The organism is Caulobacter sp. 602-1 (assembly GCF_003931565.1).
In the GTDB taxonomy this organism is placed as follows: domain Bacteria; phylum Pseudomonadota; class Alphaproteobacteria; order Caulobacterales; family Caulobacteraceae; genus Caulobacter.
In genome coordinates this window covers 1-298 of sequence record NZ_RRYI01000108.1, presented here as the reverse complement: position 1 = coordinate 298, position 298 = coordinate 1, and the positions used below count along the sequence as shown (strand labels likewise).

At 63.4% G+C, this 298-nt stretch carries 1 protein-coding gene; it reads right to left on the bottom strand.

Translation table 11 applies throughout. The annotated features are described in order from the left end of the window. Nucleotides 1-298, bottom strand: a 298-nt coding sequence (locus EIK80_RS25460; protein WP_125159726.1) for a glycosyltransferase, incomplete at both ends; no start/stop codon positions are given.

Below are 298 nucleotides of genomic sequence, written 5' to 3'. Positions count from 1 at the left end.
CGCCCATAGGCGAAGGCTTCCAGGATCGAGCGCGGCAGGGGCTCGTGCCAGAGCGATGGCGCGACCACGACGTCGACTTGATTGTAAAAAGCATCGGGTGATACGAAGCCAAGGAAGTCGATCGGCTTAGAGCCAGCGAGCGCCTGCAAGCGCGCCTGTATCGCGGGGTCCGCCTCGCCAGCGATCACGAGGCGAGCCGCACCACGCATTTGGCCGTAGGCCTCAGCCAATTCCTCGACCCCTTTATCGATGGTCACGCGGCCAATGTAACCAAACCGCACGAGCGTTTCGGGGGCGG